Here is a 13,273-nt window from a genome sequence, read left to right on the forward strand (position 1 = left end):
TGGCACAACGCTTCGAGATCCGCCACCGTGTATCGCGCGCGATCCGGGTCGTTCCGGTCGGCGTCGCACAACTTGGAGATGATGTCCTCATACTGCATGGTTCGTTGCCTCCTTCAACTCTCGAATCATCCTCTGGAATGTGAGCTCCGTCTGAACTCCCCAAGGATTCTCGAATTGGCTTGCGAACTTCGCCGCCACTTCAAACCGTCCAATCAGGTCGTTTGCGAAGGTGATGTCGCATGTGACGTTCACTGTGGTTGCTCCTCTCTTGCTGTGTCAGCCTGTGAAGTTAAAAGTTCTGACACCGGAACATTGAGTGCATCCGCAAGCCGTTCTAACGTATCGATGGCTGGTTGAACTGTGCCGGACTCAAACTGACTAATTGCCGATTGCACAACCCCCACTTTCTTCGCAAGCGCCGCCTGACTTAGCCCGCGTTCGCTTCGGATCCTTTGCAACGCTTGCGCGTTGAACATCCAATTTCACTCCCTTCGCTTATCAGTGTATTAGTAATGCTCATAGTTGTCAATAGTATTGCTCATATTTTCTCGCCTTGTGTTGTGCTCGCTTTGAACTTGACGTAGGATTTAATTAGCGTCACTGATGGAAGGGGAGCCGTCTTGTGTTTGATGTGGGTGCTCGTTTGCGCTCCCTTCGCACGGCTGCGGGACTGACCACCAAGCAACTTGCCGACGCCGTTGGCGTTCACCAGTCCTTCATCAGCCAAGTCGAGAACAACTCGAGTGGCATCAAACTGCAAACATTGGAGTCCATATGCGATTACCTCGGCATTTCTCTCGCCGAATTCTTCGGTGAACCGTCGACTAATGAACTGCCAACCGACTTGATGCAATTGGTGCGAGCTGCTAGCAATTTAACGACCGAACAGCGTGTTCAACTTACCAAGTTTCTAGAAAGTCTCGTTTCGTCAAAGGAGTGATCCCCTTGCCCGAAACCCGCGACCGCGCCGACGAGATCATCGAACGCTTTGTCGGGGTGCCCGTCCGCATGACCGTCATGATGGGCGGAAAATCGAGCCTTGTGATCGATACCGTGATCAGCAGGGTCTCCCGCCACAAGGAAGGCGGCCTCATCGCGCTGGACGGCGGCGCGTTCTTCGTCGAGTCCGCCATGCTCGTCGAAGTCTCACCCACCATGCTGGTTCTGCGCGACACCGAGCGTCGCTGGTCGCTGTCCGTCCTCAGATGGTCTGACCTGCCCGAGGAGTTCAGGCCTTATCCTCGTGGTCAGTGGGTGGACCCGCGACCGGAGGACGACGATCTGTTTGCGGATTGAGTTGTCAAGGTGCGCAGCGCGTCTTGTCACCAAACACTCCTTCGACAAGCTGTTCATAGGGAATTCCAAACACCCTGTGAATGCTTCGAAGGTTGTCGAGACTCGGCTTCCGTGTACCAAGTTCGAGATGCCGATATTCTCGTTCGCTCATGTTCAGCCTGCGCGCCGCTTCGGCTTGGGTCCATCCTCGTTCCAATCGAGCTTGCCGAAGCAGGTGCCGCATTGATCACCACCTCGCATATTCGGCACGTTTGTGCCTTTCGAGTTTCATTATATTCGGCACGAATGTGCCGATCAAGATGTTTGGTGATTCTATGACGATATTTTCTGAGCGTCTACGCATGCTCCGAAGGCGAAACGGATTAACCCAACTTGAATTGGCCTCAGCAGTTCAGTTGTCTGAGCGAGTTATCCGTTACTACGAAAGCGGCGAACGAGAACCCGTCGTTTCTCAGTTGATAGCTCTCGCCGACTTCTTCAACGTCAGCCTGGACTACCTCGTCGGCCGCACCGACGACCCAACGCCGCCGAAGCGCAGCTCGTCGTCGAATGAGCCGGGTTCGTAAGACACTTAACGGCGAACAGTCATTTCCCGAACCGGGATACCGAAGTGCTCTTCGATTTTCACCGCAGTATCAATGGATGGTCGCTTTTCGTCGGCCTCTAAGTATCGATAACCGCGCTCAGTCATGTTGAGCATTTCGGCGGCTTGCTTCACTGTGAGTTGCATCGCCAAGCGTCGTTCTTTCAGTCGCTGCCCTAACGTTTTGGTCATCATCACCACCTCTCAAGAGAGGAATTATGGTTCCTATTTGCTTCTGATGCTAACAGGAATCATGGTTCCTGTCAAGTAGAATGGAGCGCTTTTATGGACGTTTTTGCTCAGCGTTTAGCGGAACTTCGAAAACGACGTTCCATGACTCAACGACAAATAGCAGAGTTCATCGGTCTTTCCGAACGAATGCTTCGTTTCTACGAATCAGGAAGCAAACAGCCAACTTTAGATGTTTTGATTAGACTTGCGAATGTATTAGATACCAGTATTGATTACTTGGCGGGCTTGACCGACGACCCCACGCCACCGCGTCGCAACTCCTCATCCGAGCGCGATCCGTAGGACACAACGCGCCCTTCGACTGCGGTGACCGATTGCCCGATGGTGTTTCACCCCGAACTTCGGATTTCCTCGATTCGAATTGGCGACGAAATTCGTCGGCAATTCCTTGCGTGAAACAGCAAAGAAGTCTTCGTTTTCAATGAATCGCTGTCGATTCTCTCGAAGATAACCTCGATATTTGGATTTCCTTCTTTCGAGTTACGTCCGAATTCCAGACGCAACTTAGGACAACTCAGAATTGAGGAGTCTCCGTTTACGTCACGCACTCTTGAGGTCTTCTTGCGCCCCAAGGATCACCGCCTCGCAGATCCTCATGACCGCCTCCGGGTCTCCCGTTGCCCGCGCGTAGCCCCGCAACACACACAGCGTCGGCTGCCGTGTACCGAGCTCCACCCTTGCGATCTGCGCCTGCGTTGTCCGAGCGCAGTACGCTACATACTCCTGAGTGACGCCGGCCTCCAGTCTCAACATGCGTAGGGCTTGTCCGAGCCACATCGCCTCCGTGCCGATCACCTCCTTTAGGAATATTCCTAGACATTGCTATGTGTGTTGGTAGTTTGTATTTTATGAAGTGTGAACTTCCTCATCCCCGCCTTGCACCTCGCTCCACCATTCCCACGGTGGACGGCGGGGATTAGCTTGCCTGATGTCGGTTTGACTGTTTCATTTGTTCGCACCACATTAGAAAAGCTTCCCTTTCAACGCGAATTAGTCTCCCAACGCGAATTGCCGGGAAAGACGGATCCCGTGCCAATTCGTAGGCTTTTACGCGACCTATCCGCATGTATCGCGCCACGTCGTCCATTTTCAGCACGGGAGGTAGTTCGTTCGCATTCAATCTGAACCTCACCTTCTTTCGTCTGCGTCATCCGTGAGACGAAGCGGCATGGAAGAAAAATCTCTTCACGAGACACACCGTACAAACACGCGATTTGTTCCGCCCGGTCAGGGCTTACACGTCGTTTGCCACTCTCGATCTCGGAAAGATATCCACTTGGAATTCCGAGATTCCGGGCTGCATCTTCCATGCTTAATCCAGTGGCTAGTCTCGCTAAACGAACTAGACTTTCCATCACGCCACCGCCATCTCATTTCGGGATTACAACGAGACTATATAACACAATCTGAATAGAGTCAATACGTAACGAGCAACACGAAATAAATTTTGTTGCACTTCGCAATGTGCGAGGATATACTGAGAGCAGGCAATGCAACGAGGAGGAACTGTCGTGTTTGCGGATAGATTGCGCGAGCTACGCTTGATTTCTGGCATATCAAGAAAGGAGTTAGCCCAAGGCATCGGGATTGCTGAGTCCACCATCGCGAACTATGAAAACAACCTTCGACTGCCAGATTACGAAGTCTTGACTCGTATTGCCGATTTCTTTGACGTTACAACTGATTACTTGTTGGGGCGAACGGATGATCCCAAAGGACAAGCAACGAAGGAAGAACCCATTACTATCGAAGAATTAGCGTTCCTGCGCTGGGTACGTAAGCATGTAAAAGGTGTCTTCTTTGCCGAATTCGATGAAGCTCCCGAGGAATCCAAAAAGGCTGTGATGGAGACCTTGCGTTGGTATTGGGAAACCATCGAGAAACCCCGCATCAAGAAGAACGAGAACCCTTCCTGAGATTCCCTCTCTGTAAAAAGTCAAGACTCCAAATCCTTCTTCTTGCGATCTAAAATACGAACATACGTTCCTATACTATGTCCCACATCGTTGCTGGAGGTCTTGTGTATGTTGGGGCATCTCATAGATCGCGTGGAGTCTTTTTTCAAAGACATGGGTGTTTCATCCCCGAGAGAGCTTGACTTTAAGGCGCTTGCAGCATCGAACTCCGCGAAATTGTTTTACGCCCCTCGAAAATCACACGCCATTACTATCTTCCGCGACGATGGATCCGTTGAACACATTTGCGTGGTGAACTCGAAGGAGACAAATGAGGTGCAGCGGGTTCATGCTTCTTTGGAGATCTCTCATACGTTTCTCTTCTCCGAAAGCGAGACTAAGATCGTCGATGTTTTCCGAGTCTTTCAAGAACCGCAAGTGATCCAATTAGCAGGCCATATCTTTGCGCCGTCGTTTCTCTTGCGCGAGTACTTCAAATGGATATCGCCATGTTCGAATGACTGCGTGGAGTTCCTTGCTAATGAATTCTGTGTGACCCGCGAGGCTATGCGTCAGCGGATCAATGATTTTCTCCTGCGCACATTCTTTTGAGGATAACGGGGGCAAGCAATGAATGGTCATGTGACTAAAAAAGGAAGTAAGTACTATGTTGTCATTGAACTGGAACGTGACGCAAACGGAAAGCGTCGGCGCAAATGGTTCGGTGGTTACAAGACGAAAAAGGAAGCTCAAGCTGCACTTGTGCAGAAACTCCACGAATTGCAGACGGGGCAATTCATTGAAGAGAGCGACATCACAATCGCGGAGTTTCTACAACAGTGGCTTGAGCACAAACGATCTCAGGTGCGACCGGCTACTTTACGAAGTTATGAATGGCATATCCGTCGTCATATTCTCCCCTACATCGGACACATCAAAGTTTCTAAACTCACACCTTCCATTCTTCAGAATCTGTACATCACTTTACAAAAAGCTCCTCGGCATGATGGCAAGCCGGGTTCAGTTTCCAATCGGTCCATTTTACATGCACATCTTGTGCTTCATGAAGCTCTAGAACGTGCAGTGCGTTGGGGAATCATTCCGCGCAATGTGTGTGATCTAGTCGATCCACCGAGACCTCAGAAAGTTGATATACAAGTGTGGGACATTGAACACGTGAATCGATTTTTGTTAGCGGCCAGGAATGATCGATACTATATTGCATTTTTACTGGCAATTACTACAGGAATGCGGAAGGGCGAGATCCTTGGGCTTCGGTGGATCGACATTGACTTTGCGTCGAAACTGATCACGGTAAGGCAAAACTTAAGTTTTGTTCACGGACAGATATACTTTCTGGAACCAAAGACCGCTAGAGGGCGTCGCGCCGTCGCTTTGTCTGATCCCATCATAGAAGCTCTTAAAAGGCATAGAGAAATTCAGGATGCAGAACGTCACCGAGCAGGAGTTCTGTATGAAGATCACGGTCTCGTGGTACAAACAGAGTTGGGTCATCCCGTCACACCCAGAGCCCTTGATAGATCGTGGTATAGCCTATTGAAGCAGTGCGACGTTCCCAAGATACGATTTCATGATCTCAGACATACGCATGCGACCTTGTTATTGAAACAAGGTGTTCATCCCAAGATTGTGTCAGAACGACTTGGACATGCGAATATCGGAATTACTCTGGACACCTATTCTCATGTCTTACCAAACCTCCAACAGTCGGCCATTGAGCAATTAAGTGAACTGATTTCCGTACAGGACGACGAAAGCAACGCAAATTGCGAGGGCAGAAAGAGGGCAGAAGGCGACGACTGAAGTAAAACGGCGAGGGTCCAGAACCCTCGCCGTTACGGACTTTCTGGCGCACCCGGCAGGACTCGAACCTGCGCAAGACGCGGTTTAGGAAACCACCGCTCTATCCTACTGAGCTACGGGTGCACATGCCGAATCGCGCCATTATTATACCGCAGCGCGGGGCGCGTCGGCAAAGGAAATTCACACTCGCCTTGGATCCGGCGCCCCGGTCAAAACCCATCCGTCATCCCTCGCGCTGCTCACACCTCAGCGTCCGCAGCCGATTCAGCGCGGCTGCGAGTTCGTACCGGCGAGGGCGGGCGAGATCGCCCGGATGGCCTTGGCGGAACGAGATGGAGCCCAGGCCGTGCTGATCCCACTGCGCTTCCATGGCGTCGAGCATCTCCCGGACCGTGAGCCCTTTTGCCAGCCAGCCCTTGCGCTCGATGTACAACAGGGCCGCCGCAATGGCGCGCGTTTGGCTGTCGTCGACGAGCTGCTCCAGCGCGTGCAGGGAGATGTCCGTGGCGCCATACTGGATGGCATATCGCCCGCGTGCCGCCACCTTAGCCTTGTGGCCGCGCTGGCTGTTCAAGCTGTCGGGCTGCGGCACGCGCTGGCGGATGGCGCCGAACGAGCCCCCGCCTTCGGGTCGGCGAGCGGTGGGCATGGCGGCCGCAATGCGCTTCGCTTCCGCGGTGACGTCGTGCGGCACGTACGCCTCCATCTTGATGACGCAATCGGCGATGTCGAAGTAATCGCCCAGTCCTCCGACGACGAGCACGGTAGAGATGCCGTATTCGTCGAACAACTGCCTCGCCTTGTCGATGTAGGGCGTGATGGGCTCGCCCGATTTCGCCACCAGCGCCTGCATGCGCGCGTCGCGGACGAGGAGGTTCGTTGCGCTCGTGTCCTCGTCGATGAGAAACGCTGTGGCGCCCGCCTCTATCATCTCGACGAAATTCGCCGCCTGCGAGGTGCTCCCGCTCGCGTCCTCCGTCGAAAAGCGCGCCGTGTCCTTCCCATGCGGAAGCGTGCCGATGAGCGGCGAGATGTCGACGTCGGCGACGCTGCGCCCGTCTTCGGCGCGAATCTTCACGGCCCCTGCGTCGGTAATGACGAACTCGCGCCCGTCGCCCGCGACGTGATCGTAGACGCCGTGCTCGAGCGCCTCGAGGAGCGTCGTCTTGCCGTGGAAGCCCCCGCCGACGATGAGCGTGATGCCGCGGCGAATGCCCATGCCGCGAAGCGGCTCTGCGCGGTGGGGCACGGGGATGGAGATCTCAAGCTCGGGCGGGCTTTGAAAGGGAACGGCGCCACAGCGCAGTGGTTTGTCGCTGACGCCGCTCTCGCGCGGCAGGATGGCGCCGTTGGCGACGAAGGCCACGAGGCCGTGATCGCGCAGATACTGGCGCACGGCCTGCTGCTGATCCGCCAGTTCCACCGCGGCCCGGATCTCCTCCTCGCGCAGGCCGTACACGGCGCGCTCCACAGCTGCGGGAATCTGCTCGAAGAGCATCGCCTCCGCCTCCCGCGCCAGCACGCGCCGCCCGGCGGCTGGAAGACCGACCGACAGGCAGATGACGATCTCGTCCCGCCCAATCTGCACCGCCGTCCGCTCCAGCACCTTCTGCCCCGGCGCGTCGATGGCGATGAGCCCGCTCTTGCCGGTGCCGCGCGCCCGACCTGGCAGGCGGCGCAGCGCCTCGTCCACGCGCCGCGCAAGCAGGTCCTCGCAGCGAATGCGGCGCCACGGCGCGTTGATCCACGCGTCCCCGACGGCGGTCTTGACCCGCGGCACAAGGACCCGCACCTTGGACGGATCCGCGAACGGATCGCCCTGGACGTGATCGATAGCGAGAGTGAACGACGGGAAGGCGTACGCGCCCTCGAGGACCTCGTACGCCTTGTACCCGCGCCCGTCGATGGATTGCAATTGGCGCCGCAGCGCCTCCATGGGCTGGCGCCTGGTTTCCGAACGCACGCCTCGATTCAACTTGCCGCTACTCCCCCCGTCGCTTCCACATGGATCGGAGTTCCGAAGTGCGCCCCTTCATGTCAATCTCGACGCGGGCCAGATCGATGACCAACGCGCCCTCGGTGCACGTGAACTCGTTCAGCTTGAGCGCGATGCCGACCGGCTCGAGCAGGCTCGCGACGTTCAGCCGCAGGCTCTGGCGCAAGACTTCGATGCCCTGCGGCGCATCCTTCATGGCCTCCTGCAGGCTCATCTGCACGAGAGCCGGCGGGATGTTGACGAGCTTGCGCGCCGAAATCTCGATGGAAATCTCGCCCTTGTCCGCGCTGCACGTCGGCCGCGCCGCGAAATCGATGTTCCACATCAGAAACTTGAACTGGCCGCGCACGCCGTCCGGCTGGATGGCGAGAATGCGCAGCGGGATGTCCGGTGCGAACTCGGCGATCATCGAATTCAGGTCGTCCGCGGACAGCCGGACGCGGATGTTGGAGATTCGCACCCGACACCCCTCCCAGGCTCAGCCCTTTGCAATGCGGTCGATCCCGCCCATGTACGGCACGAGCGCGCGCGGAATCCGGACCGATCCGTCCTCCTGCTGGTAGTTCTCCAGGATGGCCGCCACCGTGCGCCCAATGGCGAGGCCCGAGCCGTTCAGCGTGTGCACGAATTCAGGCTTGCTCCGCTCCTCCCGCCGGAAGCGCAGATTGGCTCGCCGCGCCTGGTAGTCCTCGAAGTTGGTGCACGACGAGATCTCGCGGTACCGGTTCTGCGCCGGCAGCCAGACCTCGATGTCGTACTTCTTCGCGTCCTTCGCGCCGAGATCGCCCGTGCAAATCTCGATGCGGCGGTACGGAAGCTCGAGCGCCTCGAGCACGGCCTCCGCCTCGCGCGTCAGCTGTTCCAGGACCTCGTACGACTGCTCCGGCAGGCACAAGTTGACGAGCTCTACCTTCTGAAACTGGTGCAGCCGAATCAGCCCGCGCGTGTCCTTCCCGGCCGATCCGGCCTCCGAGCGGAAGCAGGCGGAATAGCCTGCGAGTTTGACCGGCAGTTGATCCGCGGAGAGAATCTCGTCCCGGTAGTAGTTCGTGAGCGGCACCTCGGCCGTCGGGATGAGATAGTAGGGCAGCCCCTCGATCTTGAACATCTCGTCGCCGAACTTCGGCAGGTTGCCCGTGCCGATGAGACTCTCCTCGTTGGCGATGAACGCCGGAAACATCTCCGTGTAGCCGTGCCGCTCCACGTGGAAGTCGAGCATGAAGTTGGCGAGCGCCCTCTCCAGCCGCGCGCCGAGACCCTTGTACAGCACGAAGCGGCTGCCGGTGATCTTGACGGCGCGCTCGCTGTCGACGATGTCGAGCGCCTCCGCAATCTCCCAGTGCGGCTTCGGCTCAAAGGAGAACTGTGGAATTTCTCCCCACGTCTTGATGACCGGGTTGTCGTCCTCCGACTCGCCGTCCGGCACCGAGTCGTGCGGCACGTTCGGCAGCGCGAGCAGCAGATCCCGCACCTGCCGCTCCCATTCGCGCACCTCGTCGTCCAGCGCCTGAATCCGGTCCGATACTTCGCGCATCCGCGCGATGTCCTCGCTCGCGTCCTCCCCCTGCCGCTTCTTGCGCGCAATCTGCTCAGACGTCTGGTTGCGCAGCGCTTTGAGGCGCTCCACCTCGGCGAGCGCGTCGCGCCACTTGGCGTCCGCCTCGAGCAGCCGGTCGATCTCGGCCGGATCGACCTTCTTCCGCTTCAACTTCGCTTTAAACACGTCGGGTTGTTGCCGAATGGCTCGGATATCTAACATGTCACACCTCGCGCTCGAGTCAATGTGCCACCGGCGCCTGCGCCATGTTCAAGAAATACTGGTGCAGGCGGTAGTCGTCCGTGAGCTCCGGATGGAACGACGTGGCGAGGAGATTACCCTGCCGCACGGCCACGATGCGATCCTCGTAGGTCGCGAGGACCTCCACGCCCTCGCCCACGGACACGATGTGCGGCGCGCGAATGAACACGGCGGGAAATGGGGGCGCGCCAACGGCCGGGATGTCGATCTCGGCCTCAAACGACTCGCGCTGCCGCCCGAACGAGTTGCGGCGCACGGTCACGTCCATCAAGCCGAGGTGGACGGTGTCCTCTCCCTCGATGCGCTTCGCGAGGACAATCATCCCGGCGCACGTGCCGTAGATGGGTTTGCCCGCGCGAGCCAGTTCGCGGACGGGCTCCAGCATGTCGTACTCCCGCATCAGCTTGCCGATGGCCGTCGATTCACCGCCCGGGATAATCACGCCGTCGGCGCCCTCGAGATCTCGCGCCCACTTGGCCTCGTAGGCCTCCACCCCGAGCGACCTCAAGGCCGCGATGTGCTCCCGAAACGCGCCCTGCACCGCAATGACGGCAATCCTCATGGCCCATCCTCCTCTCTCATGTGCAAGAGCCGGCGGGCCTTCGCCCCCGGCTCTCGCAGGCGTATCGTCTGCGCGTCACCAACCGCGAACCGCCATGCGCTCCTCCTCGCGCAGGGTGGCGAGATCGATGCCCTGCATGGCCTGCCCGAGGTTCTTGGACAGGTGCGCCAACAGTTCGTAATCCTGATAATGCGTCACGGCCTGGACGATGGCGCGCGCGTACTTCTCCGGATTCTCCGACTTGAAGATGCCGGACCCCACGAACACGCCGTCCGAGCCGAGCTCCATCATGAGCGCGGCATCGGCGGGCGTCGCGATGCCGCCCGCCGCGAAGTTGACCACCGGCAGGCGGCCGAGATCGTGCACCTGCTTGAGAAGATGGTACGGCGCGCCGAGATTCTTCGCCTCAGCGTACAACTCGTCCTCAGACATCGCCTGGACGCGGCGAATGGCGGACTGCATCATGCGCTGATGGCGCACGGCCTCGACGATATTGCCTGTGCCCGGCTCGCCCTTGGTGCGGATCATCGACGCGCCCTCGGCGATGCGGCGCAGGGCCTCGCCGAGATCTCGCGCGCCGCAGACGAAGGGAACGGTGAACTTGGTCTTGTCGATGTGGTGCTTGTCGTCGGCCGGCGTGAGCACCTCGCTCTCATCGATATAGTCGACGCCCATCGCCTCGAGGATGCGCGCCTCCACGATGTGCCCAATGCGGCACTTCGCCATGACCGGGATGGAGACGGCGTTCATGACCTCCTCGATGATGGCCGGATCGGCCATACGGGCCACGCCGCCCGCCTTGCGGATATCCGACGGAACCCGCTCCAGCGCCATGACCGCGACAGCGCCGGCCGCCTCTGCGATCTTCGCCTGTTCCGCGTTGACGACGTCCATGATGACGCCGCCCTTCTGCATCTCCGCCATACCGCGCTTCACGCGATCCGTGCCGACATTCGCCATGCCGCATCCCCCTCTGTATTGCAACCGGAACCGACCGGTGAGTGGTTGAAGACCTAACGATTATTGTAGTACAGCGTAGACCCGCTTTCCACGTCAAATCGAGTAGTTCGGCGCCTCTTTGGTGATCTGCACGTCGTGCGGATGGCTCTCGCGGAGACCCGCCGACGTGATCCGCACCATCTGGCTCTTCTCCTGCAGTTCCTGGATGGTCGCGCACCCCGTGTAGCCCATGCCACTACGCAGGCCGCCGACAAGCTGATACAGCGTCTCGCTCACCGGTCCGCGGTACGCCACGCGCCCCTCGATGCCCTCCGGCACGAGCTTCTTCGTGTCCCCTTCCGAATTGTCCCCTTGGAAGTAGCGATCGCCCGATCCGGCCCGCATGGCACCGATGGAGCCCATGCCGCGATACACCTTGAACTGCCGGCCCTGGTAGATCTCGATCTCGCCCGGGCTCTCCGCCGTCCCCGCGAGCAGGCTCCCGATCATCACCGAGCTTGCGCCGGCCGAGATGGCCTTGACGATGTCGCCGGAGTATTTGATGCCGCCGTCCGCGATGATAGGAATGCCTCGCTTGCGCGCCACATTCGCGCAATCGTAAATCGCCGTGATCTGTGGAACGCCCACACCCGCCACCACCCGGGTGGTGCAGATGGATCCCGGACCGATGCCGACCTTCACGGCGTTGACGCCGGCATCCATGAGCGCCTCGCAGCCCGCCGCCGTCGCCACATTGCCGCCGATGAGCTGAATATCCGGATAGCGCGACCGAATTTCGCGCACGACCTTGAGCACGAACTCCGAATGCCCGTGCGCCGTATCCACGACGATCACGTCGCAGTGCGCCGCCACGAGCGCATCGACGCGATCCATCACGTCCGGCGATACCGTCACCGCCGCACCGACCAAAAGACGGCCCTGCGAATCCTTCGCCGCATTCGGGAATCGACGAGCGTTCTCGATGTCCTTGATGGTGATGAGGCCCCGCAGGTTGCCCTCGGCATCGACAAGCGGAAGCTTTTCAATCTTGTGCCGCTGAAGAATCTCCTTCGCTTCCGTGAGCGTCGTTCCCACCGGCGCCGTGATGAGATTCTCGCGGGTCATGACTTCCCCGATGGGTCGTGAATCGTCCCGCTCGAAGCGCAGATCCCGGTTCGTGATGATGCCGATGAGCTTCTGCGATCCGCATTCCACAATCGGAACACCCGAGATTCGGTACTTGCTCATGAGCGCTTCCGCGTCGCGCAGGGGCTTGTCCGGCGTGAGATAGATGGGATTGGTAATGACGCCGCTCTCGGAGCGTTTGACGCGATCGACCTCTTCGGCCTGCGCCTCGATGGACATGTTCTTGTGGATAATGCCGATCCCGCCCTCGCGCGCCATCGCGATGGCCATCGGCGAAGTGGTCACGGTGTCCATAGCGGCGGACACGATAGGGATGTTGAGGCGAATATCCGTGGTCAACCGGGTGGAGACGTCTACGTCCCGCGGAAGAACGGTCGAGTGAGCTGGCAATAACAGCACATCGTCGAAGGTCAGGGCTTCCCCCACAAATTTGTGTTCCCAGGCGCTCGTCACGATGGTTCCTCCTCTTCATCTCGCGCTCTACGCATGGCGTCCCGAAAATATTGTGAGCAGTATAACAACCGGCTATGGGGGTGTCAATGCGCGGATTTTTGAGCTGCCGCGCCTTCAGGAGTGAAGGTCACACATTTGTCAAGATGACAAAACCGTCTAGAGCTTCGTGCGAAAGACGGGAGCAAGGCTTCGGCGCTTCGTGCGAAGGAGCGGGAGCAGGGCTTCGGCCTTCGGCCTGCAGATCTGCTCCCGCCCTTCGCACTTCGCTTCTGGTTGGAGCGGTGAGGGCATACGGTGCTTGGCCGTTCCCTTGGAGAGGCTGCGATTCTCGGGCTTAGGGCCTATGTTCGTCCACTCATCTCGTGGAGCCAAGGAGGCTCTCTGCACAAACGACAAAAGGCCAGGCTGATGTGCCTGACCTTTGTCACTCGCCTGGCAACGACCTACCTTCCCAGGAGGCTTCCCTCCCAGTATTCTCGGCGCTGGAGGTCTTCACGTCCGTGTTCGGGATGGGTACGGGTGTTGCCCC

The 13,273-nt window shown here is 58.4% G+C and carries 18 protein-coding genes, 1 tRNA gene, 1 rRNA gene and 1 pseudogene; 7 read left to right on the forward strand and 14 right to left on the reverse strand.

From position 1 onward, the window contains the following. Positions 1-248: 248 nt before the first annotated feature. Positions 249-476 carry a helix-turn-helix domain-containing protein gene (locus AC27E8_RS00355; protein WP_487097465.1) on the reverse strand — a complete coding sequence of 76 codons (228 nt, stop codon included), beginning with the start codon at positions 474-476 and terminating at the stop codon, positions 249-251. Between the two features lie 146 nt (positions 477-622). Here AC27E8_RS00355 and AC27E8_RS00360 point away from each other — a divergent pair, with 146 nt between their 5' ends. Both AC27E8_RS00360 and AC27E8_RS00365 read left to right on the forward strand, forming a co-directional pair. Continuing rightward, complete coding sequence (locus AC27E8_RS00360; protein WP_487097464.1) at positions 623-940, forward strand: helix-turn-helix domain-containing protein; 318 nt, start codon at positions 623-625, stop codon at positions 938-940. Further along, a complete protein-coding gene (locus AC27E8_RS00365; protein WP_487097462.1) occupies positions 937-1,296 on the forward strand; it encodes a hypothetical protein in 360 nt (119 codons plus the stop codon). Before AC27E8_RS00360 ends, AC27E8_RS00365 begins: the two co-directional genes overlap by 4 nt. A 4-nt stretch (positions 1,297-1,300) precedes the next feature. On the opposite strand, the gene AC27E8_RS00370 is transcribed toward AC27E8_RS00365, so the two are convergent. Beyond that, a complete protein-coding gene (locus AC27E8_RS00370) occupies positions 1,301-1,519 on the reverse strand; it encodes a helix-turn-helix transcriptional regulator (RefSeq protein ID WP_195867982.1) in 219 nt (72 codons plus the stop codon). A 91-nt stretch (positions 1,520-1,610) separates the two neighbouring features. Between AC27E8_RS00370 and AC27E8_RS00375 the strand changes: the two genes are divergently transcribed. Beyond that, the gene (locus AC27E8_RS00375) at positions 1,611-1,862 is read left to right on the forward strand and encodes a helix-turn-helix domain-containing protein (RefSeq protein ID WP_487111310.1); all 252 of its coding nucleotides are present in this window, start codon (positions 1,611-1,613) and stop codon (positions 1,860-1,862) included. A gap of 5 nt (positions 1,863-1,867) precedes the next feature. Here the strand turns inward: AC27E8_RS00375 and AC27E8_RS00380 are convergent, their stop codons facing one another. Next, entirely contained in the window at positions 1,868-2,071 is a 204-nt protein-coding gene (locus tag AC27E8_RS00380; RefSeq protein ID WP_487097458.1) for a helix-turn-helix transcriptional regulator, read from the reverse strand. A 93-nt stretch (positions 2,072-2,164) separates the two neighbouring features. Here AC27E8_RS00380 and AC27E8_RS00385 point away from each other — a divergent pair, with 93 nt between their 5' ends. After that, complete coding sequence (locus AC27E8_RS00385; RefSeq protein WP_487097457.1) at positions 2,165-2,413, forward strand: helix-turn-helix domain-containing protein; 249 nt, start codon at positions 2,165-2,167, stop codon at positions 2,411-2,413. A gap of 258 nt (positions 2,414-2,671) precedes the next feature. Here the strand turns inward: AC27E8_RS00385 and AC27E8_RS00390 are convergent, their stop codons facing one another. The 3 genes and pseudogenes from AC27E8_RS00390 to AC27E8_RS00400 all read right to left on the reverse strand — a co-directional run. Beyond that, the gene (locus AC27E8_RS00390) at positions 2,672-2,908 is read right to left on the reverse strand and encodes a helix-turn-helix domain-containing protein (protein WP_487097456.1); all 237 of its coding nucleotides are present in this window, start codon (positions 2,906-2,908) and stop codon (positions 2,672-2,674) included. 139 nt (positions 2,909-3,047) lie between these two features. Then, positions 3,048-3,218, reverse strand: coding sequence for an excisionase family DNA-binding protein (locus AC27E8_RS00395; protein ID WP_283204669.1), 171 nt, complete (start codon positions 3,216-3,218; stop codon positions 3,048-3,050). 103 nt (positions 3,219-3,321) lie between these two features. Continuing rightward, positions 3,322-3,486 (reverse strand): annotated as a pseudogene (locus AC27E8_RS00400) (helix-turn-helix domain-containing protein); the annotation flags it as partial. Positions 3,487-3,642: 156 nt separating this feature from the next. On the opposite strand from AC27E8_RS00400, the gene AC27E8_RS00405 reads away from it, so the two are divergent. The 3 genes from AC27E8_RS00405 to AC27E8_RS00415 all read left to right on the forward strand — a co-directional run bounded on the left by AC27E8_RS00405 (position 3,643) and on the right by AC27E8_RS00415 (position 5,850). After that, positions 3,643-4,047 carry a helix-turn-helix domain-containing protein gene (locus AC27E8_RS00405; RefSeq protein ID WP_283204668.1) on the forward strand — a complete coding sequence of 135 codons (405 nt, stop codon included), beginning with the start codon at positions 3,643-3,645 and terminating at the stop codon, positions 4,045-4,047. A gap of 108 nt (positions 4,048-4,155) precedes the next feature. Next, entirely contained in the window at positions 4,156-4,638 is a 483-nt protein-coding gene (locus AC27E8_RS00410) for a hypothetical protein (protein WP_283204667.1), read from the forward strand. An 18-nt stretch (positions 4,639-4,656) separates the two neighbouring features. Beyond that, positions 4,657-5,850 (forward strand): site-specific integrase, encoded by a 1,194-nt coding sequence (locus tag AC27E8_RS00415; protein WP_283204666.1) that lies wholly within the window; start codon positions 4,657-4,659, stop codon positions 5,848-5,850. Positions 5,851-5,894: 44 nt separating this feature from the next. On the opposite strand, the gene AC27E8_RS00420 is transcribed toward AC27E8_RS00415, so the two are convergent. The 8 genes from AC27E8_RS00420 to rrf all read right to left on the reverse strand — a co-directional run. Then, positions 5,895-5,973 (reverse strand) — tRNA-Arg (locus AC27E8_RS00420). A gap of 100 nt (positions 5,974-6,073) precedes the next feature. Then, complete coding sequence (locus AC27E8_RS00425; RefSeq protein WP_487097467.1) at positions 6,074-7,786, reverse strand: ABC-ATPase domain-containing protein; 1,713 nt, start codon at positions 7,784-7,786, stop codon at positions 6,074-6,076. A 46-nt stretch (positions 7,787-7,832) separates the two neighbouring features. Continuing rightward, positions 7,833-8,306 carry a hypothetical protein gene (locus AC27E8_RS00430; protein WP_487097453.1) on the reverse strand — a complete coding sequence of 158 codons (474 nt, stop codon included), beginning with the start codon at positions 8,304-8,306 and terminating at the stop codon, positions 7,833-7,835. Positions 8,307-8,324: 18 nt separating this feature from the next. Then, positions 8,325-9,605 (reverse strand): serine--tRNA ligase, encoded by a 1,281-nt coding sequence (gene serS, locus AC27E8_RS00435; protein WP_487097451.1) that lies wholly within the window; start codon positions 9,603-9,605, stop codon positions 8,325-8,327. A gap of 19 nt (positions 9,606-9,624) precedes the next feature. Further along, positions 9,625-10,206 (reverse strand): pyridoxal 5'-phosphate synthase glutaminase subunit PdxT, encoded by a 582-nt coding sequence (gene pdxT / locus AC27E8_RS00440; protein WP_487097450.1) that lies wholly within the window; start codon positions 10,204-10,206, stop codon positions 9,625-9,627. A gap of 75 nt (positions 10,207-10,281) precedes the next feature. After that, the gene (gene pdxS, locus AC27E8_RS00445; protein WP_014462915.1) at positions 10,282-11,166 is read right to left on the reverse strand and encodes a pyridoxal 5'-phosphate synthase lyase subunit PdxS; all 885 of its coding nucleotides are present in this window, start codon (positions 11,164-11,166) and stop codon (positions 10,282-10,284) included. A gap of 93 nt (positions 11,167-11,259) precedes the next feature. Beyond that, the gene (guaB, locus tag AC27E8_RS00450; protein ID WP_014462914.1) at positions 11,260-12,744 is read right to left on the reverse strand and encodes an IMP dehydrogenase; all 1,485 of its coding nucleotides are present in this window, start codon (positions 12,742-12,744) and stop codon (positions 11,260-11,262) included. Positions 12,745-13,174: 430 nt separating this feature from the next. Next, positions 13,175-13,273 (reverse strand): 5S ribosomal RNA (gene rrf / locus AC27E8_RS00455); the annotation flags it as partial.

The sequence above is a fragment of the Alicyclobacillus sp. CIJ1 genome, assembly GCF_057538885.1.